The organism is Microbulbifer sp. S227A (assembly GCF_049800935.1).
The window spans coordinates 197,164-218,471 of record NZ_JBNAFZ010000008.1 but is presented as its reverse complement, the minus strand read 5'-3'; the positions used below and the strand labels follow the sequence as shown (position 1 = coordinate 218,471).

At 63.8% G+C, this 21,308-nt stretch carries 22 protein-coding genes and 1 tRNA gene; 19 read left to right on the top strand and 4 right to left on the bottom strand.

What is annotated here, in order from left to right; translation table 11 throughout:
* Positions 1-111: 111 nt before the first annotated feature.
* Complete coding sequence (locus ACP15R_RS19095) at positions 112-465, bottom strand: MmcQ/YjbR family DNA-binding protein (RefSeq protein WP_424987825.1); 354 nt, start codon at positions 463-465, stop codon at positions 112-114.
* 89 nt (positions 466-554) lie between these two features.
* The gene (locus ACP15R_RS19090; protein WP_424987823.1) at positions 555-686 is read right to left on the bottom strand and encodes a hypothetical protein; all 132 of its coding nucleotides are present in this window, start codon (positions 684-686) and stop codon (positions 555-557) included.
* A 153-nt stretch (positions 687-839) separates the two neighbouring features.
* Between ACP15R_RS19090 and ACP15R_RS19085 the strand changes: the two genes are divergently transcribed.
* From ACP15R_RS19085 to ACP15R_RS19075, 3 genes are all read left to right on the top strand, one after another.
* Positions 840-914, top strand: a tRNA-Gly gene (locus ACP15R_RS19085).
* A gap of 241 nt (positions 915-1,155) precedes the next feature.
* Complete coding sequence (locus ACP15R_RS19080; RefSeq protein WP_424987822.1) at positions 1,156-1,848, top strand: metal-dependent hydrolase; 693 nt, start codon at positions 1,156-1,158, stop codon at positions 1,846-1,848.
* 146 nt (positions 1,849-1,994) lie between these two features.
* Positions 1,995-2,204, top strand: coding sequence for a hypothetical protein (locus ACP15R_RS19075; protein ID WP_424987821.1), 210 nt, complete (start codon positions 1,995-1,997; stop codon positions 2,202-2,204).
* Positions 2,205-2,251: 47 nt separating this feature from the next.
* Here ACP15R_RS19075 and ACP15R_RS19070 read toward each other — a convergent pair whose 3' ends face one another.
* A complete protein-coding gene (locus ACP15R_RS19070) occupies positions 2,252-2,710 on the bottom strand; it encodes a nucleoside deaminase (protein WP_424987820.1) in 459 nt (152 codons plus the stop codon).
* A 79-nt stretch (positions 2,711-2,789) separates the two neighbouring features.
* On the opposite strand from ACP15R_RS19070, the gene ACP15R_RS19065 reads away from it, so the two are divergent.
* The 16 genes from ACP15R_RS19065 to ACP15R_RS18990 all read left to right on the top strand — a co-directional run bounded on the left by ACP15R_RS19065 (position 2,790) and on the right by ACP15R_RS18990 (position 20,359).
* Positions 2,790-3,593: a pseudouridine synthase gene (locus ACP15R_RS19065; protein WP_424987819.1), complete on the top strand. Its 804-nt coding sequence runs from the start codon at positions 2,790-2,792 to the stop codon at positions 3,591-3,593.
* 174 nt (positions 3,594-3,767) lie between these two features.
* Positions 3,768-4,661: a 5-bromo-4-chloroindolyl phosphate hydrolysis family protein gene (locus ACP15R_RS19060; RefSeq protein ID WP_424987818.1), complete on the top strand. Its 894-nt coding sequence runs from the start codon at positions 3,768-3,770 to the stop codon at positions 4,659-4,661.
* Positions 4,662-4,680: 19 nt separating this feature from the next.
* Complete coding sequence (locus tag ACP15R_RS19055; protein ID WP_424987817.1) at positions 4,681-5,871, top strand: toxic anion resistance protein; 1,191 nt, start codon at positions 4,681-4,683, stop codon at positions 5,869-5,871.
* Between the two features lie 8 nt (positions 5,872-5,879).
* Positions 5,880-6,857 carry a DUF2927 domain-containing protein gene (locus tag ACP15R_RS19050; protein ID WP_424987816.1) on the top strand — a complete coding sequence of 326 codons (978 nt, stop codon included), beginning with the start codon at positions 5,880-5,882 and terminating at the stop codon, positions 6,855-6,857.
* Positions 6,858-6,870: 13 nt separating this feature from the next.
* Complete coding sequence (locus tag ACP15R_RS19045; RefSeq protein ID WP_424987815.1) at positions 6,871-7,986, top strand: SPFH domain-containing protein; 1,116 nt, start codon at positions 6,871-6,873, stop codon at positions 7,984-7,986.
* 52 nt (positions 7,987-8,038) lie between these two features.
* The gene (locus ACP15R_RS19040) at positions 8,039-9,148 is read left to right on the top strand and encodes a hypothetical protein (protein ID WP_424987814.1); all 1,110 of its coding nucleotides are present in this window, start codon (positions 8,039-8,041) and stop codon (positions 9,146-9,148) included.
* Positions 9,149-9,220: 72 nt separating this feature from the next.
* Entirely contained in the window at positions 9,221-9,895 is a 675-nt protein-coding gene (locus ACP15R_RS19035; protein WP_424987813.1) for a nitroreductase, read from the top strand.
* Positions 9,895-10,332, top strand: coding sequence for a D-aminoacyl-tRNA deacylase (gene dtd / locus ACP15R_RS19030; protein ID WP_424987812.1), 438 nt, complete (start codon positions 9,895-9,897; stop codon positions 10,330-10,332). The genes ACP15R_RS19035 and dtd overlap by 1 nt, the downstream gene beginning before the upstream one ends.
* Positions 10,333-11,436 (top strand): glycerate kinase type-2 family protein, encoded by a 1,104-nt coding sequence (locus ACP15R_RS19025; protein ID WP_424987811.1) that lies wholly within the window; start codon positions 10,333-10,335, stop codon positions 11,434-11,436.
* A gap of 7 nt (positions 11,437-11,443) precedes the next feature.
* Positions 11,444-13,438, top strand: a complete 1,995-nt coding sequence (locus ACP15R_RS19020; RefSeq protein ID WP_424987810.1) for a CocE/NonD family hydrolase — start codon at positions 11,444-11,446, stop codon at positions 13,436-13,438.
* A 114-nt stretch (positions 13,439-13,552) separates the two neighbouring features.
* Positions 13,553-15,145, top strand: coding sequence for an ABC transporter substrate-binding protein (locus ACP15R_RS19015; RefSeq protein ID WP_424987809.1), 1,593 nt, complete (start codon positions 13,553-13,555; stop codon positions 15,143-15,145).
* Between the two features lie 4 nt (positions 15,146-15,149).
* Entirely contained in the window at positions 15,150-16,106 is a 957-nt protein-coding gene (locus ACP15R_RS19010; protein ID WP_424987808.1) for an ABC transporter permease, read from the top strand.
* Entirely contained in the window at positions 16,103-16,918 is an 816-nt protein-coding gene (locus ACP15R_RS19005) for an ABC transporter permease (protein ID WP_424987806.1), read from the top strand. The genes ACP15R_RS19010 and ACP15R_RS19005 overlap by 4 nt, the downstream gene beginning before the upstream one ends.
* Complete coding sequence (locus tag ACP15R_RS19000) at positions 16,918-18,555, top strand: ABC transporter ATP-binding protein (RefSeq protein WP_424987805.1); 1,638 nt, start codon at positions 16,918-16,920, stop codon at positions 18,553-18,555. Before ACP15R_RS19005 ends, ACP15R_RS19000 begins: the two co-directional genes overlap by 1 nt.
* Before the next feature lie 182 nt (positions 18,556-18,737).
* Positions 18,738-19,376 (top strand): VPLPA-CTERM sorting domain-containing protein, encoded by a 639-nt coding sequence (locus ACP15R_RS18995; protein WP_424987804.1) that lies wholly within the window; start codon positions 18,738-18,740, stop codon positions 19,374-19,376.
* A 146-nt stretch (positions 19,377-19,522) separates the two neighbouring features.
* Positions 19,523-20,359 (top strand): alkaline phosphatase family protein, encoded by an 837-nt coding sequence (locus ACP15R_RS18990; RefSeq protein ID WP_424987802.1) that lies wholly within the window; start codon positions 19,523-19,525, stop codon positions 20,357-20,359.
* Between the two features lie 12 nt (positions 20,360-20,371).
* Here ACP15R_RS18990 and ACP15R_RS18985 read toward each other — a convergent pair whose 3' ends face one another.
* The gene (locus ACP15R_RS18985) at positions 20,372-21,298 is read right to left on the bottom strand and encodes an alpha/beta hydrolase (protein WP_424987801.1); all 927 of its coding nucleotides are present in this window, start codon (positions 21,296-21,298) and stop codon (positions 20,372-20,374) included.
* Between the last annotated feature and the right edge of the window lie 10 nt (positions 21,299-21,308).

The window sequence follows — 21,308 nt, the reverse complement described above, 5'->3', positions numbered from 1 at the left end:
GCAACACCTCCGCAGTTCCCGCCTGTTGGCGATCAGCAGGGTTGAAGCGGCACGCACCTAGCGCAGGCAACGCCCCTGCCCCCGGCGGAAGGAATGGCAGGAACCTGCCCGCTAGACCCCGAGTTCAGCGCGCTTTTTCCTGGTCAGCCCGGCGACGACCATGTCGTAGGAATCCGAGATATGGCGGTGCAATTCCGCATCCGACAGCCCCGGCTGGGCGTAGTTCTGCAACCATTTGAACCCGCGCGATGCAAGATACGGGGCCGGACGGATCCCCGGCATGTCCGACAGCACCTCGAATGCAATATCCGAAGCCTTGAAGGTAAAGGCATCCTCGCCATCGGCCCAGCCGCAGATCGCAAAGACCTTGCCCCCGACTTTCCAGACATCCGAATTGCCCCATTGCACCACATGGGTTGCGCCGGTGAATGTCGCACAGAACCGGTTGAATTCGTCCCTGGTCATTGTCACCTTTGCCCCCGGCAAGCCCTGCTCCTGCAGCACAGGGCCCGAGCCTAACCGCTGACGCGCCGGGTTGGAAGGGGCCGACCGTGTCAGCCCAGGGTCACGCCGGTCTCGCTGGCACAGGCCATCTGCATCGCCTCGACGGCTACTCCGTCAAGGGCCAGCCCCAGAATGATCGCCCCGCCCAGAACCATGAGTCTGCATTTTTCGGCAAAGGTCATTGCCCTGCCTTTCCGCTGATCTTGTGCATTTCCTCTATGTTACGCAGGGGCAGCGCGCTTCCGTCGGACCGGCTCGAAATTTTTTTCGAAATCCCCCGATTTTCCTCTTGCGGGTCCCCTCAGTTGTTTATATTCCACGCCTCACTCAAGGACGCGGGCGTAGCTCAGGGGTAGAGCATAACCTTGCCAAGGTTAGGGTCGTGAGTTCGAATCTCATCGCCCGCTCCATTGAGACCTTTCACAGGACATCGGCAGATCACACCGCCCCACCGGGTGCTGGCGACGCCATCTGAAACCTGTTTCCCCCTGTTCTGACCCGCCGGCCGATACAAGGCACGACAACGGATCGGCCGCACCCATACGGCAACCAGTACGGCGCGCTGCCTCGCAACCGCGAGCAGACCGGCTGGCCGGTGCTGGATTTCTTTCCGCCAGTTGCTAGGGTCGGCACAGGCAAATGGAGAGATCAATGAACATCATCTGGCTTGGACATGGCAGCTTTCGCATCGAAACCGGCGATCTGGTCCTGCTCGTGGACCCGTGGCTGACCGGAAACCCGATGCTGGGCGAAGAGCAGCACGAAGCCGCCGTCAAAGGGGCGACGCATATCATCCTGACCCATGTGCATTTCGACCATGTGGTCGATGTCCTGTCGCTGTGCCGCAAGCTGAACATCCCGGCGGTCGGACAATATGACATCATGGGCTATTGGAACGAAGTCGAGAAGATCGAGACGGTCGGCTTCAACAAGGGCGGCACGGTGGACCTTGGCGGGGCCACCTTGTCGATGGTCACCGCCCAGCATTCATCGACCTTTTCCACCGAAGACGGCCCGCGCACCGGCGGCTCGGAGGTGGGTTACATGCTGAGCGCCGAAGGGCACACGATTTACATCAGCGGCGACACCGACATCATGGCCGATATGGAATGGTTCGCGGATTATTACAAACCGGATATCGGCATCCTGTCCGCGGGCGGGCATTTTACCATGGACATGGCCAAGGTCGCCTATGCGGCCAAACGCTATTTCAACTTCAAGACCCTGATCCCCTGCCACTACCGCACCTTTCCCATCCTCGAACAATCCGCCGATGCGCTGGCCAAGGCCCTGCCCGATGTCGAGGTGATCGAGCCGCAAGTCCTGCAACCGATCGCGCTGTGACATGGCCCGCCCCCGGTCCGTCGCCCGGGGGCGCAAGGATGAATCAATATGTGTGATGGGATAAACTAATAACATTCATTTTGATTATGTCCCGATCCGATCTATATCCCCGGTATCAACCCATACCGTGACGATAGGAGATCATCATGACACATACCGCAGACTGCCTTGACCGACGCAGCGCAACCCCGAGCCGGATCTGGATTTCACTGCTGCTGATCGCGGCCGTGATCGGGTTCGTGGCCTCGAACCGTGCGGGCAACGGCACCTTTCTGTCCGGTCTGAACGCCGGCAGCGGGATCATTCCGGGCGAAGACTGGCATGGCAATGTCCGCCGCTCGGTTCCCGCGCATTGATGGGTGACGCGAGCGATTCCGGACAGCTCGACCGGGCCCTGGCTGTTTCAGGTCAAGGTCGAGACGGCATCCCCGCTGCGTCGGTTTGCAAAGAACCGGCGCAGCAATTCAGCGCATTCCGCCTCGGCCAGCCCGTCATAGACCTCGGGCACGTGATGGGTCTGGGCATGTTGATAGACCCGCGCCCCATGGGCGACACCGCCTGACTTGGGGTCGGACGCGCCGTAATACAGCCGCCCGATCCGGGCAAAGGCGATGGCGGCGGCGCACATCGGACACGGCTCCAGCGTGACATAGAGGTCATGCCCCACCAGGCGCTCGCTCCCCGCCGCGGCACAGGCGGCACGGATCGCCAGCACCTCGGCATGGGCCGTCGGATCGTTCAGCTCGCGCGTGCGGTTTCCTTCGGCGGCAACAATCCGGCCATCCGGCGCGACGATCACCGCCCCGACCGGCACTTCGCCGCGCTCTGCCGCGCGCCGCGCCTGTTCAAGGGCCTGTGTCATCCGCGATCTGAAAACCATGGCGCACCCTGCCCCGCAATCCGCGCTTTCGCAAGGGCGTGGAATGGGCTAAGCCGCCCGCATGAGCGACAAACCCACCCCACCCGGCGACCGGATCGCCAAGGTCCTGGCCCGTGCGGGGCTTGCCAGCCGGCGCGAAGCCGAGCGGATGATCGAGGCCGGCCGTGTCACCGTGAACGGCCGCAAAATCGACAGCCCGGCGCTGAACGTCACGACAAAGGACAGGATCACGGTGGATGGCAAGCCGCTGGCCGAACCCGAGCCCGAACGCATGTGGCTCTATCACAAACCGGTGGGGCTGGTGACGACGACCAGCGATGAAAAGGGCCGCGAGACCATTTTCGACGCACTGCCCGACGACATGCCCCGCGTGATGAGTGTCGGACGGCTCGACCTGAATTCCGAGGGCCTGCTGCTCCTGACCAATGACGGCGCGATCAAGCGCAAGCTGGAACTGCCCAGCACCGGTTGGCTGCGCAAGTACCGCGTGCGGATCAACGGCCGCCCCGGGGACGAGGATTTCGCCCCCTTGCGCGCCGGCCTGGTGATCGAAGGCGAGCGATTCCAGCCGATGCAGGTGACACTGGACCGCCAGCAGGGCGCCAATGCCTGGCTGACCATTGCCATTCGCGAGGGCAAGAACCGCGAAATTCGGCGGGCAATCGCCGATATCGGGCTGACTGTGAACCGGCTGATCCGGGTGTCATACGGCCCGTTTCAGCTTGGCACGCTGAAACCCGGCGAGGTGCAAGAACTCAAGCGGCGCGTGTTGCGCGAACAATTGGGGCTGGACACCGCGCCACCGGTCGGCACCGCCCGCCCGATGCGCAAGCGTGGGAAAAAACCGCCCCATCGCAAGAGCTGAGCCAAACCGAGCACAGTTCCCCCTAGCAAGCGGCCAAAGCATGACCTACCTTCCAAACCATGGAACGGTCAGGGATTTGAGATGTCGCATACGGGACTTCAAAAGACGGCCTATGTCGTCTTGATCATCTTGATGTTCGGTGTGTGCACCGGATGGCTGGGAGGGCTCTAGACCATGGCGAAACGCTATGGCGGCAAGTACAGCCCCGACGGGCAATCCGGCGAACAGACCCCCGATCCCCGTGGCCGGTTTGACGGGGCGCGGGTGGACCCCGCCGGCGCGCGCGCCAACGTGCTGTTCATCCCGGCGATTCCCCTGGTGTTCATGTCACTGAACGATGGCGCGTTGGGGCTGGCCCTTGCTCTTGTCGCGGCAGGGTTACTGACGCTCGCCGCCTGGCTGTTGCGCGAAGGGCTGCGGGCGCAGGCGGCCTATGACGCGCGCAAGGTTGCGCGACGCCCGGCCTTTCCCCGCAAGATGGCGGCCAGCGTGCTGACCGGCAGCGGCATCGCGCTGGCCGCCTATAAATCCGAACCGGGTCTTGTTGCGCCGCTGCTCTATGGCGGGGTCGCCACCGTGTTGCACGGCTTTGCCTTTGGGCTGGACCCGCTGCAAGACAAGGGCATGGAAGGCATCGACACCTTTCAACAGGACCGGGTGGCGCGTGTCATCGAAGAGGCGGAAAGCCGGCTGTCCGAGATGAATGACGCCGTCCGCCGCTCCGGGGACCGCAAGATCGAAGCCCGCGTCGACCAGTTTCAGGCCACCGCGCGCGACCTGTTTCGCACCGTCGAAGAGGACCCCCGCGACCTTACGGCGGCCCGCAAATACCTGACGGTCTATCTGCAGGGCGCACGCGATGCGACGATCAAATACGCCGACATCCATGCGCGAACACGCGATGCGCAGGCGCGCGGGGATTATCTCGCCCTGCTTGACGATCTGGAAAAGAACTTCGCTGCGCGCACCCGCAAGATGCTGCTGGATGACCGCAGCGACCTGACCGTTGAAATCGAAGTGCTGCGCGAAAGGTTGCAGCGCGAAGGCGTCCGCACCGACGCCCCGTGACATAACAAGGAGCCCACCCATGTCCGACTCAACCCGCAAGAAGGCGCAGGAAACCCTGACCGAGGTCGAAGAGATCACCGCCGTGGTGCTGCCTGATCCGGCGTCGGAAATCGTCCCGCTCGAACAGGCCGACGCACCGGCCAGCGCCGAGATCACCCGGCGGATGGGTGAAATCGACATGAGCGATACCAACTCGATCGTCGCCTTCGGCTCGGGCGCGCAGGCCGAGTTGCAAGAGATCAGCCAGGCGATGCTGGCGGATGTGCGCAACAAGGATGTCGGCCCGGCCGGCGATTCCCTGCGCAACATCGTGACAACCATCCGTGGCTTTTCGATCAGCGAACTTGACGTGCGCCGCGAGCGCAGCTGGTGGGAGAAACTGTTGGGCCGTGCTGCGCCCTTTGCCAAGTTCACCGCCCGGTTCGAAGAGGTTCAGGGACAGATCGACCGCGTCACCGACGAGCTGCTCGGCCACGAGCACACCCTGCTCAAGGACATCAAGTCGCTGGACAAGCTCTATGAAAAGACCCTGAGCTTCTACGACGAGCTGGCCCTCTACATCGCCGCCGGCGAGGCCAAGCTGGCACAGCTTGATGCCACCGATATCCCCGGGAAAGAAGCCGCCGTGGCCGCCGCACCGCAGGAACAGCAGGTCATGGCCGCGCAGGAACTGCGCGACCTGCGGGCCGCCCGTGACGACCTTGAGCGCCGGGTGCATGACCTCAAGCTGACCCGGCAGGTCACCATGCAATCGCTGCCCTCGATCCGCCTGGTGCAGGAAAACGACAAGAGCCTGGTGACCAAGATCAACTCGACACTGGTCAACACCGTGCCGCTCTGGGAAACCCAGCTGGCACAGGCCGTCACCATCCAGCGCAGCTCCGAAGCCGCCGCCGCCGTGCGCGATGCCAACGACCTGACCAACGAGCTGCTGACCGCCAATGCCGCGAACCTGCGCGAGAGCAACAAGATGATCCGCCAGGAAATGGAGCGCGGCGTCTTTGACATCGAGGCGGTGAAACAGGCCAATGCCGACCTGATCGGCACCATCAACGAAAGCCTCGCCATTGCGGACGAAGGCAAGACCCGTCGCGCCGCCGCCGAAGAGGATTTGAAAAAGATGGAGGCCGAACTGCGCGATACGCTCGCCGCGGCCAAGGCACGCCGCGACGGAATTGGCGACAATTCCGGCACCGCGGTTCCGAACTGAGGCGCGGCATGGCGGCGGCGTGGCATAGGCTCTGGCCTGTTCTGGCCCTTGGCACCGCCCTGCTGCTGGCAGGGTGCGACGAGATCGGTCTGAAATCCTCGCTCAGCCCCCAGCCGCGCCCGGCCAGCCTGCGCGTGGTTCCCCCCACGCCCGTTGCGCCCTCGGCCCAAAGCCTCGATCTCGCCCGCTATTACCACAAGGTCCAGAACGACCTGCTAACCCGGGGCTTGCTGCGCACCGATGGCGGCGGCCCCGATACGCCCTATTCCGCCGACGACCTCGCCCGGAATTTCGAGAAAATCGTGTTCTACAACGAATATTCCAGCGGCGACGGCCTCAGCCCCGCGCAACGCCTCCAAAGCGGCCAGCTCAGCCGCTGGAGCGGGCCCGTCCGCATCGGCACCGAGTTCGGCGCCAGCGTCCCCCCCGACCAGCGCAGCCGCGATCAGGCGCAGATCGATCACTATGCCGGGCGGCTGGCGCGGATCACCGGTCATGCCATCGCCCCGGTGCGCAATGGCGCGAATTTCCATGTGCTTGTCGTGGGCGAAGATGACCGCGATTTCCTGCGCCGCCGCCTGCAGCAGGTCATTCCCGGCATCGGCCCCGCCGAGCTCGACCTGTTCTCCAACCTGCCGCGCTCTTACTACTGCCTCGTGATCGCCGTGTCCGGTGCGCATAACCCCAATGACTATACCCGCGCCGTGGCGCTGATCCGGACCGAACACCCTGACCTGGTGCGCCTGTCCTGCGTCCACGAAGAGCTCGCCCAGGGGCTGGGCCTGTCCAATGACAGCCCCTATGCCCGCCCGTCCATCTTCAACGACGACGACGAATTCGCGCTCCTGACCAGCCATGACGAGCTGTTGCTCAAGATGCTCTACGACCCGCGCTTGAAACAGGGCATGACCGCAGACCAGGCCCGCCCGCTCACCACCGCGATCGCCCGCGAACTGATGGGCCAGCAACCACAAGATCCGATCTGAAAGGAACCTCACAATGGGCATCTTCGATTTCCTGAGCGGTGAATTCATCGACGTGATCCATTGGGTCGACGACAGCCGCGACACCATGGTCTGGCGGTTCGAACGCGAAGGCCACGCCATCAAATACGGTGCCAAGCTGACCGTGCGCGAAGGGCAAGCCGCGGTCTTCGTGCACGAAGGCCAGCTCGCCGACGTGTTTACGCCCGGGCTCTACATGCTCGAAACCAACAACATGCCGATCCTGACAACGCTGAACCATTGGGATCACGGCTTCAAGAGTCCCTTCGTCTCGGAAATCTACTACGTCAACACCACCCGCTTCACCGACCTGAAATGGGGCACCAAGAACCCGATCATCTGCCGCGATCCCGAATTCGGCCCGGTCCGCATCCGCGCCTATGGCACCTATGCCGCCCGCATCACCGACCCCGCCCGGTTCATGACCGAAATCGTCGGCACCGACGGCGAATTCACCATGGACGAGATCAGCTTCCAGGTTCGCAATATCATCGTTCAGGAGTTCTCGCGCGTCATCGCGGGCGCGGGCATCCCTGTCCTTGACATGGCCGCCAATACCGCCGATCTCGGCAAGCTGATCGCGACGGCGATCTCGCCCACGCTGCAGGATTACGGGATGTCGATCCCCGAGCTCTATATCGAAAACATCTCGCTGCCCCCGGCGGTCGAGGCCGCGCTCGACAAACGCACTTCGATGGGCCTCGCCGGCGACCTCGGAAAATTCACGCAATATTCCGCGGCCGAGGCCATGACCGCCGCCGCCAACTCCCCCGCGGGCGGTGGCATGGCGGCCGGGCTTGGCGCCGGAATGGGCATGGCCATGGCCGCGCAGATGGCAAATCAGGGCCCGTGGGGTCGCGCCGCCGCCCCCCAACAGGTGGCCCCGCCCCCTCCGCCGCCCCCGGCGGAACATGTCTGGCACATCGCCGAGGCCGGCAAGACCACCGGCCCCTTTTCCAAGGCCCGCATGGGCCGGATGGTCAGCGACGGCACGCTCACCCGCGACACCTATGTCTGGACCGCCGGCCAGGATGGCTGGATACGCGCCGAGGATGTCCAGGAACTGGCACAGCTCTTCACCATCCTGCCGCCACCGCCCCCCGCCGCCTGATCCGCCCCTTCATCTTTGTGACAAATACTCCCGCCGGAGGCGGAAATTACCCGTGACCGACACAGGCGCCGACATCCCCGTGACCGAGCATCGCTTTCCCTGCGAACAATGCGGCGCGGACTACCGGTTCGATCCCGCCGCGGATGCGCTGGTCTGTGACCATTGTGGCGACACCCGCGCCATCGAACACGGGCCGTGGTCTGGCACCACCCTGCGGGAGCTCGATTTCGACGCGGCGGTGGCCCAGGCCCTGCCCGAAACCGAGATCGAGGAAACCCGCGTCCTGAGTTGCCCCAACTGCGCGGCACAGGTCGAGTTCGATCCCGCCACCCATGCTGCGGAATGCCCGTTCTGCGCCACCCCGGTGGTCACCGATACCGGCACCAACCGCCATATCAAACCGCGTGGCGTGCTGCCCTTCGTCCTTGACGAACGCAGCGCCCACGCGGCGATGACCGCCTGGCTGGGACGGCTCTGGTTCGCGCCGGGGGGCCTCAAGGACTATGCCCGCAAGGGGCGCAGGATGCAGGGTATCTATGTGCCCTACTGGACCTTCGACGCCCAGACCCGCTCGCGGTATCGGGGCGAGCGCGGCACGATCCACTATGTCACCCGCACCGTGGTGCAAGATGGCAAGCGGGTGCAGAAACGCGTCGCCAAGATACGCTGGTCCCGCGCCTCGGGCCGGGTCGCGCGGTTTTTCGATGATGTGCTGGTGCTGGCTTCGACCAGCCTGCCCAAACGTTTCACCGACGCGCTGCAACCCTGGGACCTCGCCGCGCTCGCCCCCTATCAGCCGCAATATCTCGCGGGGTTCCGCGCCGAAGCCTATTCGGTGCCCTTGCAACAGGGCCATGACGAGGCCCGGCAGCACATGGCGCGGGTCATCGAACGCGACGTGCGCTTTGATATCGGTGGCGATCAGCAACGCATCCATGACATCGCCACCGATGTCAGCGACGTGACCTTCAAGCACATCCTGCTGCCGGTCTGGCTCGCTGCCTACAAGTATCGCGGCGAGACCTATCGCTTTGTCGTCAACGGCCAGACTGGGCGCGTTCAGGGCGAGCGGCCCTACTCGGCGGTCAAGATCACGGTCGCGGTCCTCGTGGGGCTGCTGGCGGCGGCGGCGGTCGGGTATCTGGCGGCCACTGGCCAATAGCGGCCCGAACGCCCCTTGCGGATTGGCCGCGCCATTGTCATCCTGCGCGGCAAATCACTCCGGGACCCGCCTATGACCCCTTCCGACCTGGACGCCCTGTTCATCGCCCGCCATTCCTGCCGGGCGTTCCGCCCCGATCCGGTGCCCCGCAATACCATAGAAGAGATCATCGCCACCGCGCGCCGGGCGCCTTCCTGGTGCAATGCGCAACCCTGGCAGCTGACCGTGACCAGCGGCGCGGAAACCGACCGGTTTCGCGCCGCCCTGCACCAGGAAGCAAAAGACGCCGCCCCCGCCCCGGATCTCGACTGGCCGAGCCGGTATACCGGAGTCTACCAGGAGCGCCGCCGCACCTGTGGCTGGCAGCTTTACGAGGCGGTCGGAGTCGAAAAGGGCGACCGGGCCGGTTCCGCCCGGCAGATGATGGAAAACTTCACCCTGTTCGGTGCCCCCCATTGCGCCATCCTGTCCAGCCCGGCCGAGCTTGGCCCCTATGGCGCGATGGATTGCGGCGGCTTTGTCACCGCCTTTACCATCGCCGCAGAGGCACATGGCGTTGCCAGCATCGCGCAGGCGGCTGTTGCCTCTTATGGCCCGTTCCTGCACCGGCATTTCGAGATACCCGAGGACCGGCTGATCCTGTGCGGGATCTCCTTTGGCTATGCCGACACCGACCATGCGGCCAACGGGTTTCGCACCCGACGTGCACCGGTTTCCGAGATCGTCGACTGGCGCGGCGCGGACTGATGCGCGCGCTGATCCAACGGGTCGGTTCGGCCAGCGTGACGGTTAACGACCGGATGATCGGCGAGATCGGCCCCGGCCTGCTCATCCTGGTCTGTGCGATGCAGGGCGACGATGACAGCGCCGCGAAAAAGCTCGCCAAACGGATACCCAAACTGCGCATTTTCCGGGATGATGCGGGCAAGATGAACCGCTCGCTTCTCGATACCGGCGGCAGCGCCCTCGTGGTCAGCCAGTTCACGCTGGCCGCGGATACGTCGCGCGGCAATCGCCCCGGCTTTTCCGCCGCCGCCCCGCCACGGGATGGCGCGCGGCTGTACCAGTTGTTTGCCGACGCACTGGCAGCACAGGATATCCCGGTTGCAACCGGCGAATTTGGGGCGGACATGGCAGTAGCGCTGGTCAATGACGGCCCCGTGACCATCTGGATGGAGAGTTGAATGGACACCCGAGCGATCAAGATCTGGCGGGCCGGCGTTGACGCTGTTGGCGGATACCAGGCCACGCGCACCGCGCTGGCAGCCAGCGATCAGGCCCCTCCCGACCAGGTGATTGCCGTGGGCAAGGCCGCCGGTGACATGGCGCGCGCCGCGCTGGATCATTTCGGACCGTTGCCGGCGCTGGTCGTTACCAAGGACGGTCACGCCGAAGACGTGCCCGAGGACGTGCATGTCATCGAATCCTCACACCCCGTGCCGGATTCTCGCAGCCTTGCGGCGGGCCGTGCCCTGCGCACCTGTGTGCAGGGCATGAAACCGGGCTCGACCCTGCTGCTGCTGGTTTCTGGCGGCGCCTCGTCGCTGGCCGAAGACCCGGTCCAGGGCAAGACGCTGGCCGATCTTCAGGCACTGAACGCCCGGCTCCTGTCCGAGGGGCTGGACATCACCGCCATGAATGCCGAGCGGCGCAGGATTTCGCGCATCAAGGGCGGCGGCCTGCTGGCCGGGTTCTCGGGAAAATCCGCGCGGGTTCTGGCAATTTCCGATGTGCCGGGGGATGATCTTTCGGTCATCGGCTCGGGCATCGGCGCACCACCGCATCCCTGCGAATTCGATTGCAACTGCCAGATCATCGCCAGCAACACCATCGCCCGCGAGGCCGCCTGTGCCGCCGCCGTCACGTTGGGATTGCCGGTGCTGGACAATTCCGAAGCCCTGCATGACGATCTGCCCACGCTGGCGCGCCAGATCGGGCTGCGGCTGCGCGACATGCCACGCGGGGCCCTGGTGCTTGGCGGCGAACCCACCGTGGTTCTGCCCGCCAATCCCGGTCGCGGCGGGCGCAACCAGGCACTGGCCCTTGAACTCGCCCGGGAAATCGCCGGTATCGACGGGCTGACGGTGATTGTCGGCGGCACCGATGGCAGCGACGGCCCCACCGACGCCGCCGGTGGTGTGGTCGACGGGAAAACCTGGCGCGCGGAGGGGGAAAAGGCGCTGCGGGCCGCGGATAGCGGCAGCTTTCTTGAGCGCCACGACGCGCTGTTCACCACCGGCCCCACCGGAACAAATGTCATGGACCTGTTGATCGCGGTGCGCGCCTGATGCCACGATGACGCCGCCCGCCAACCACCTGCGCGAGATCGAGGAACTCCCCGACATGGGGATTACGCTATCGGATGGCTGCCGGCTCTCGGCGCGGGTCTGGCGACCGGTGGACGCGCTGCGCAACCCGGTGCCGGCGATCCTTGAATACCTGCCCTATCGCAAACGCGACGGCACCTGTGCGCGCGATTCCCTGACCCACCCGTGGTTTGCCCGGCGCGGCTATGCCTGTATCCGCGTGGACATTCGCGGCAATGGCGACAGCGACGGGTTGATGTCGGACGAATACACGCCCCAGGAGCTCTCGGATGCGGTCGAGGTGATCCGCTGGCTCGCCGATCAGGGCTGGTGCTCCGGCAGCGTCGGCATGATGGGGATCAGCTGGGGCGGTTTCAATGCACTTCAGGTTGCCGCCCTGCAACCGGAACCCCTCAGGGCGATCATCACCCTGTGCTCGACCGTCGACAGATTCGCGGATGACATCCATTACAAGGGTGGCTGTCTGCTCAACGAAAACCTCGGCTGGGGCGCGACGATGTGGTCCTATTCCAGCCGTGCGCCCGATCCGGCACTGCGCGACAACTGGCGGGAGATGTGGCTGGAGCGGCTGGAAAACGAACCGTTCCTGCCCTCCCACTGGCTGCGTCACCAGCGGCGCGACGATTACTGGAAACACGGCTCGGTCGGCGAGGACTTCGGCGCGATCGGGGCGCCGGTGCTCGCCGTCGGGGGCTGGGGCGATGCCTACAAGAACGCGGTGCCGCAGCTGGTCGAGAACGTGCCGGGCAGCAAGGGTATCATCGGCCCCTGGGTCCACAAATACCCGCATTTCGCGGTGCCCGAACCCCGGATCGGCTTCCTGCAAGAGGCGCTGCGCTGGTGGGATCGCTGGCTTGGGCAGTCGGACACGGGGGTCGAGCACGATCCCGACTATCGCGCCTACCTGATGGACGGGGTGCGTCCGGCCACCTGGTACACCGAACGCCCCGGACGCTGGATAACCGAAACCGGCCATGCCACGTCACACCTGCCGATCAAGACGCTGCACCTGAGCGATACCGGCCTGCGCGACAGCGGCGGCGGCCTGTCCGCAACCGTCTCCTCGCCACAGCATTGTGGCGCGGGCGCGGGCGAATATTGCGCCATCTGGCTGGGCCCCGAACTGCCCGGAGATCAGCGCGCAGACGATGCGCTGTCGGCCTGTTTCGACAGCCGCCCGCTGGAGGCTGACATGGATATCGTCGGCGCGCCATCGCTGCGCCTGACGCTGAGCGCCGACCGCCCGCAGGCGCAGATCGCGGTCCGCCTGAACCATGTCCACCCGGACGGGGCCAGCACCCGGATCACCTATGGCGTGCTCAATCTTTGCCATCGCGACGGATCGGAACACCCGGCCCCGCTCACCCCGGGCAACGCCGTGGACATCAACCTGTCGCTGGACCATATCGCATATCGCGTCCCCAAGGGGCACCGGTTGCGCGTGGCGGTGTCAAGCGCCTACTGGCCGCTGATCTGGCCAAGCCCCGCACGCACAACCCTGAGCCTGACACGGGGCGCGCTGGACTTGCCGGTGCGCGGCAGGGCGAAGTCAGATGAATGGCAGTTCCCGCCCCCCGAGGCGGATGCCCCGTGGCAGACCGAAGAGCTGCGCCCCCAGGCGCATGTCCGCCGCCAGGAGACCGACCTGACCACCGGCGAGGTGCATCTGGTGATCGAGGACGATTTCGGCAAGGTACGTGATGCGGGCCATGGGTTGATCGCCGGATCAATTGCCCGCGAACGCTGGTCGATCCATCCTGACGATCCGCTATCGGCACGGGGCCGATGTCACTGGACCGATGAGCTGGAACGCGACGGTATTCGACTTCGTACCGAAACAAGCTGCGAGATGTGGTCGGACGCCACGCAGTTTCACCTGAAGGCAAACCTGCAAGCCTTTGAAAATGATACCCTTGTACTGGAACGAGACCTGAGCGACACTGTGGACCGCGATCTGCTTTGACCATGCGGGGGAACGAAAGGACTTCTCCCCTTGCGAGCCGGCCTGAAATGCGCAAACCTTGACTCATCAATCAATAAAGCCGCGCGGCAAGCGCGATATCAACGGGAGCTCCAAATGAACAACGAACTCGACTACATGGCCAGCCGCGTGACGGCCGGGAAGATGACCCGCCGCGAATTCATGGGCAAGGCCGCGGCCCTTGGCGTGAGCGCCGTGGTCGCAACCTCGATCTATTCCGGCGCGGCACGCGCGGCTGAGCCGGTACGGGGCGGCACGATCAAGCTCGGCTCGTCCGGCGGCGAAAGCACCAACACGATGGATCCGGCGCTGACCGCCTCCGAGGTTCCGCTGTCCAACATCCGCCACTGGGGCGAAACCCTGGTCGACGTGAACCCCGACGGGTCACTTGATTTCCGCATGGCCGAAAGCGTCGAGGCCTCGGCCGATGCCAAGACCTGGACCTTCAAAATCCGCCCCGGCATCGAGTTCAGCAACGGCAAGACGATGACCGCCGAAGACGTGCTCAAGACGATGCAGCGCCATTCCAACGAAGACAGCCAGTCGGGGGCGCTTGGCATCGTCAAGGGCATCGAGGCGATGCGCGCCGATGGCGACAACTTTGTGGTCGAGCTTGGCACCGGCAATGCCGACCTGCCCTATTTGATGGCGGATTACCACCTGATGATCCAACCCGATGGCGGCATGGACGATCCCGGAGCGGGGATCGGCACCGGCCCCTACACGATCGAGTTCGACGAACCCGGCGTGCGGCACGGCTTCAAGCGCAATCCGAATTACTGGGACGCCGACAATCGCGGCTTTGCCGAGTTCAGCGAAGTGCTGGTGCTGAACGATGCCACAGCGCGCGCTGCTGCGCTGCAATCGGGGCAGGTTCACGGCATCAACCGGGTCGACCCCAAGGTTGCCTCGCTGCTGAACCGGGCCCCCAACCTCTCGGTCGAGAGCGCCTCGGGGCGTGGCCACTACGTGTTCATCATGCATGTGGACACTGCGCCCTTTGATGCCAACGAACTGCGGCTGGCTTTGAAATACGCCATCAACCGTCAGGAAATGGTCGACAAGATCCTGCGTGGCTATGGCAGCATCGGCAATGATTTCCCGATCAACGCGTCTTATCCGCTGTTTGACGACAGCATCGCACAGCGCGAATACGATCTGGAAAAGGCCGCCGAGCATTACAAGGCGTCGGGCCATGATGGCAGCCCGATCATCCTGCGCACCGCCGACGGGGCCTTCCCCGGCGCGGTCGACGCCACCGCCCTGTTCCAGCAATCGGCGCAGGCGGCGGGCATCCCGCTTGAAATCAAGCGCGAACCCAATGATGGCTACTGGTCCGAAGTTTGGAACAAGCAGCCCTTCTGCGCCTCTTACTGGGGCGGGCGCCCGGTACAGGACCAGATGTACTCCACGGCCTACCTGTCGACCGCCGACTGGAACGACACCCGCTGGAAGCGCGACGATTTCGACGCCATGCTGATGTCGGCGCGTGGCGAGCTGGACGAAGCCAAGCGCAAGGAGACCTATTCCAAGATGGGTGTGATGCTGCGGGACGAGGGCGGCCTGATCCTGCCGATGTTCAATGATTTTGTCAGCGGCGTCTCCAATTCCGTCGGCGGCTGGATCGCCGACCCGAACGGCGAAATGATGAACAACAAGTTCAATATCAAATGCTGGGTCGAAGCCTGATCAGATGCACCCGGTCCTGAAACTCGTGGCCCAGCGGTTGACGCTGGGCCTGCTCCTCCTCTTCTTTGCCTCGATCCTGATTTTTGCCGGCACGATGATCTTGCCGGGGGACGTGGCGCAATCCATTCTAGGCCAATCCGCCACCCCCGAAGCCGTCGCCAACCTGCGCGAGGAACTCGGGATGAACGACCCCGCGATCACCCGCTATTTCGACTGGCTAGGCGGGGTCATGCAGGGCGATCTGGGCACCGCCCTCACCAATGGCCGCGATATCGCCGAAAGCCTTGGCGTGCGGTTCAAGAACACCATTTTCCTTGCCTTCTGGGCCGCTGTCATCGCGGTGCCGCTGGCGATTTTCCTGGGGCTGCTCTCGGTGCGCTATCGCGACCGCTGGCCGGACAAGCTTATTTCGGCGGTGACGCTGACCTCGATCTCGATCCCGGAGTTCCTGATCGGTTACGTCCTGATGTATTTTGTCTCGGTCAAGCTGGGCTGGTTCCCCTCGGTCTCGATGATCAACGAAACCATGACGCTGGGCCAGAAGCTGAACGCCATCGCCCTGCCCGTCATGGTGCTGACCCTCGTGGTGCTGGCGCATATGATGCGCATGACCCGCGCCGCGATCCTGAATGTCATGCAATCCGCCTACATCGAGACCGCCGAGCTCAAAGGGCTCTCGGGATTCGACGTGATCCGCAAACATGCCTTTCCCAACGCCATCGCTCCGATCGTCAACGTGGTGATGCTCAACCTCGCCTACCTGGTGGTGGGCGTCGTGGTGATCGAGGTGGTGTTCGTCTATCCCGGCATGGGCCAATACCTGGTCGATCACGTGTCCAAGCGTGACGTGCCCGTGGTGCAGGCCTGTGGCCTGATCTTTGCGGCTGTCTACATCGCGCTCAACATGTTCGCCGATATTGTCTCGATCCTGTCAAATCCGCGTCTGAGGCATCCGAAATGAAGAATATCCCCATCTCGGCACTCATCGGCCTGTTTTTCACCGCGCTCTATTTCCTCATGGCGATCTTTGCGCCGCTGCTGGCCCCTTACGGCATGGCCGAAGTGGTCGGCGATGTCTGGGAACAATCATCAAGCGAATTTCTTCTGGGCACCGACAGCATCGGGCGCGACCTGCTCAGCCGGATGATTTATGGCGGGCGCACCACGATCTTCATCGCGACCATGGCCACCATCCTGAGCTTTGTCACCGGGTCGGTCCTCGGGTTCCTGGCGGCGGTGTCCGGCGGATGGGTCGATCAGGCGCTGTCGCGCTTTGTCGATCTCATCATGTCGATCCCGACGCTGATCTTTGCGCTGGTGGTTCTGTCGGTCATGCCGGTCACGATCCCGGTGCTGATCCTGGTGATGGGCCTGCTTGACGCCACCCGCGTCTATCGCCTGGCCCGCGCCGTCGCGGTCGATATCACGGTCATGGATTATGTCGAGGCCGCCCGCCTGCGGGGCGAGAAAACCGTCTGGATCATCTTCCGCGAAATCCTGCCCAACGCGCTCAGCCCGCTGGTCGCGGAAATGGGGCTGCGCTTTATCTTCATGGTGCTCTTTGTCTCGACCCTCTCGTTCCTGGGCCTTGGCGTTCAGCCGCCCGAGGCCGACTGGGGCGGGATCGTGAAAGAAAACAAGGAAGGCATCGTCTATGGCATCCCCGCCGCGCTGATCCCGGCCTTTGCCATCGCGACGCTGGCGATCTCGGTCAACCTCGTCGCCGACTGGGTGCTCAACCGCACCACCAGCCTCAAAGGAGGGCGCGGATAATGTCAGAGCCACTTGTCAAGGTCCGCGGCCTCAAGATCGGTGCTACCGTCTATCCGCCCGGAGAAAAGCCCCATGACATCGAGATCGTGCACGGTGTCGATTTCGACCTGCAACCGGGCGAGGTTCTGGGGCTGATCGGGGAATCCGGGGCCGGGAAATCGACCATCGGGCTGGCCACCATGTCCTATGGCCGCGGCGGCGTGAAGATCACCGGCGGCGAGGTCTGGGTCAATGGCCGAGATATCCTGAGCAGCGGGCTGCGCGACGTGCGCCGCCTGCGCGGCAGCGAAGTCACCTATGTCAGCCAGTCCGCCGCCGCGTCGTTCAACCCGGCCAAGCAGATCATGGAACAGGTGACCGAGGCGGCGATCCGCCACAACAAGTTCACCCGCAAAGAAGCCGAGGCCCGCGCCGTCGATCTGTTTACCAAGCTTGGCCTGCCCGATCCCGAGAACATCGGCAACCGCTATCCGCACCAGGTCTCGGGCGGGCAATTGCAACGCTGCATGACGGCGCTGGCGCTATGTCCCGAACCAGACCTGGTGGTGTTTGACGAACCCACGACCGCGCTGGATGTGACCACCCAGATCGACGTTCTGGCCGCGATCAAGGAGGCTATCCGCGACACCGGCGTTGCCGCGCTCTATATCACCCACGACCTTGCGGTGGTGGCGCAGGTCAGCGACCACATCATGGTGCTGCGCATGGGCGATACAGTGGAATACGGCACCACCGACCAGATCATCAATGCGCCGCAAGAGGAATACACCCAGGCGCTGGTTTCGGTCCGCTCGATCAAGCATGTGGAAAAGGAACCGACGCCGGAACCCGTGTTGTCGGTCCGGAACATCACCGCGCGCTATCCGGGAACCAAGTTCGACGTGCTGCACAATGTCAGCGTCGATCTGCATCCCGGCCAGACCCTCGCCATTGTCGGAGAGAGCGGGTCGGGAAAATCCACGCTGGCCCGCGTCATCACCGGGCTGCTGCCGCCGCGCGACGGGGTCATCGATTTTGCCGGGCGCACCCTGTCCCCTGCCTTTGAGGGCCGCACCCGCGAGGACTTGCGCGAGTTGCAGATGATCTACCAGATGGCCGACGTGGCGATGAACCCGCGCCAGACCGTTGGCACCATCATCGGGCGGCCGCTGGAGTTCTATTTCGGCCTCAAGGGAGCAGAGAAACAAAAGCGCATCCAGGAATTGCTGGACGAAATCGAACTGGGCAAGGGTTTTCAGGATCGGTATCCGGCGGAGCTGTCGGGAGGGCAGAAACAACGGGTCTGCATCGCCCGCGCGCTGGCCGCCAAGCCCAGGATGATCATCTGTGACGAGGTGACATCGGCACTTGATCCGCTGGTGGCGGATGGCATCCTCAAGCTGTTGCTCGACCTGCAAAAGATCGAGGACGTGGCCTATCTCTTCATCACCCATGATCTCGCCACGGTGCGCGCCATCGCCGATTCCATCGCGGTGATGTACCAGGGCAAGGTCCAGCGCTATGGCTCGAAAACCGATGTCCTGAGCCCGCCATTCGATGACTATACCGACCTTTTGTTGTCATCGGTGCCCGAGATGAAACTTGGATGGCTGGAAGAGGTTCTCGCCCACCGCAAGATGGAAAGCGCCGGAAACTGACCACGGGCGGCCTCGCGACTCTCGGGGGGCCGGGCGGTACAATCATGGCTCTTACCGCCAGACTTGCGCCATGACCTTGCGTCACACGCCCTATGAGCGAGTTTCTGCCTACTTGCGACAATCACGGGAATACGCTATTTCACGGGCGATGTACCTACTCCGTAACGATTAAGGATAGATTAATGAAATCCATTAAATCAAAGCTCGCAGCCGCGATGGCCGCGATCTTCGTCGCCGGCAGTGCCTCGGCCGCGACCATTTTCGAAGACGATTTCAACCGGAACAACAGCACCCGCGTTGGCAATGGCTGGAGCGAAATCGAACGCAACTCGAACGATGTCGGTATCGTCAACAACCAGCTGATGCTGCGCGATTCCGTGAACGGGTTGCCGGATGCCGCGGCGTCCAGCCTGGTGATCGACGCAACCGGCTATGAGAATGTCGTAGTCGAATTCACCTGGCGTTCCCTGTCCAGCCGGAACGAGAGCAGTGATCGCCTCTACCTGTCCTGGGCCGAAAGCCCGGCACCGTCGATCCGGGATGAAAACGCCTGGACGCGCGTGTTCAGCGGTGGTGACTCCTATCCCCGGACCCATTCCGAGAGCATCTCGCTGGCCGATGCGAGCGATACGCTGTTCAACATCATGCTGTGGACCAACGTGACCGACAACCGCAACGGCGACTATGAGGGCTTCATGATCGACTCCGTCCGGGTGACCGGCGACGCGATTTCGCCCGTGCCGCTGCCGGCAGGGTTCCCGCTGCTGCTGGGGGGCCTCGCCTTCTTTGGCGTGGCACGCCGGATGCGCAAGGCGGCCTGAGACAGCCGCATCTTTGCTAGACCTTACAAACGGACCCGCCTGTCGGGTCCGTTTTTTTTGCGCCCCTCCGCGCGCGGGGCAAGACGTTATTGCCAATGCCGGGCATCTGCGCTCTTGTCCTCGCATATCGTTGAATGGAAGCGCAGATGCAGAATAAGCTCCTTCTAATCCTTCTTGATGGTGTCCCCCATCGCAATTGGCGGCGGCTGTTCGGCAATCTCGAAGGCTGGGTGCAATCCGGCGAGGCGCGGGTCTGGACCCATCGGGCGGTGCTCCCCTCGATCTCGGCCAGCTGCTATGCCTCGATCCACACCGGGGTCAGCCCGCAGATTCATGGCTGTACTGGCAATGGCAACGTGTTCCGCCTGGCTCAGCCTGACATTTTCAGCCAGGTCCGGGCGGCCAATGGCGTGACCGGCGCGGTGGCCCATTCGTTCTGGTCGGAATTCTTCAACCGTCACCCTTTCGATTACGTGCGTGACATCGAATATGACGAACCTGCCAGCGACACGATCAATCATGGCCGGTTTCACAGCATGACCGGCTATGGCCGCGACAACCAGATGACGCCGTCCGACATCGATCTTTTTGCCACGTTGACCAACCTGTGCCTGCGGTTCGGGCTGAACTACGGATTGCTGCACAGCTGCACGCTCGACAGCATGGGACACCGGTTCTTTCACGACAGCACCCAGATGGACCATGCCTGTTTCGTGATGGACGAGATGCTGGCTCCGTTCATCCCGAAATGGCGGGCGGCGGGGTATGAGGTGATTGTCACCGCCGACCACGGACAGGACGCGCGCGGGCATCACGGCGGGCGCGATCCTTTGCAACAGGACGCGGCGCTGTACTATTTCGGAGCCGCTGACGGGCCCCCAGAGGATACCGTGATCGACCAGTTGCAGCTCGCCCCGACCATCCTGTCGCGGCTGGGCGCGCCGATACCCGACACGATGCTGGCCCCGCCCTTTCTGGGCTGAGCCGCGCATAGGTCAGTCGTAGGGCCAGATATCCTGGCCAAGCGCCTCGATCGCCAGCACGATCCGCTCGAAACTGTCGCGCGCACGGTCCACGGTGTTGCGGGCGCGCAGGTATCCATGCACCAGCCCCGCTTCGCGGATCCAATGCGCCTCGCCCCCGGCGGCGCGGACACGCTCGCAATAGTCCCGCCCGTCGTCGCAGAGCGGATCACATTCAGCAGAAAACACGATGCTGCGCGGCAGGCCGGAAAAATCGCTGTCATGCAAGGGGGCATAGGTCGGATCGCCCATCGGGGCCTTGCCATCCGCTGCGCGAATTCCGGCGTATTGGATGACATAGGACCGTTGCAACATCGGCGCCTCGGCATGTGTGATATATGATCCCGTATCCACATCGCCGCCCAGCCCCGGATAGATCAACACCTGCCCCAGAACATTGGCCAGCCGGCCCCGCGCATATCCCGCCACCGCCGCCGCCAGGTTGCCCCCGGCACTGTCCCCGGCGAGGACAATGGGATCGGAAAACTCGGCCTCGGCCCAGCAGCTCGCCGCATAGGCATCGTCAAAAGCCGCCGGGTGCTTGTGTTCGGGGGCCAGTCGGTAATCGACCGAGATCACCCGATACCCGGTCTGTGCACAGATTTCGGCGCAAACATCATCATGGCTGTCAAGTCCGCCGACCACAAAGCCTCCGCCGTGAAAATACATCACCGTCCGCGTTGGCTCGCCCGCCGTATAGATACGCACCGGTACACCATTGGCGGAGATGTCCTGTACCTCGACCAGATCGGGCCGGGGCGCGCGAAACGCCGCGGACATCGCATCATAGGCAGCACGCTCTTCGGTGAGTGTCCGCGATGTGGAGTCATCCGGATAGATCTCCTGCGTGCGCCGGATGAACTTCCAGGTCTGCGCATCAATCAGCGTGTCGTAATCCATGGCCGCCTCC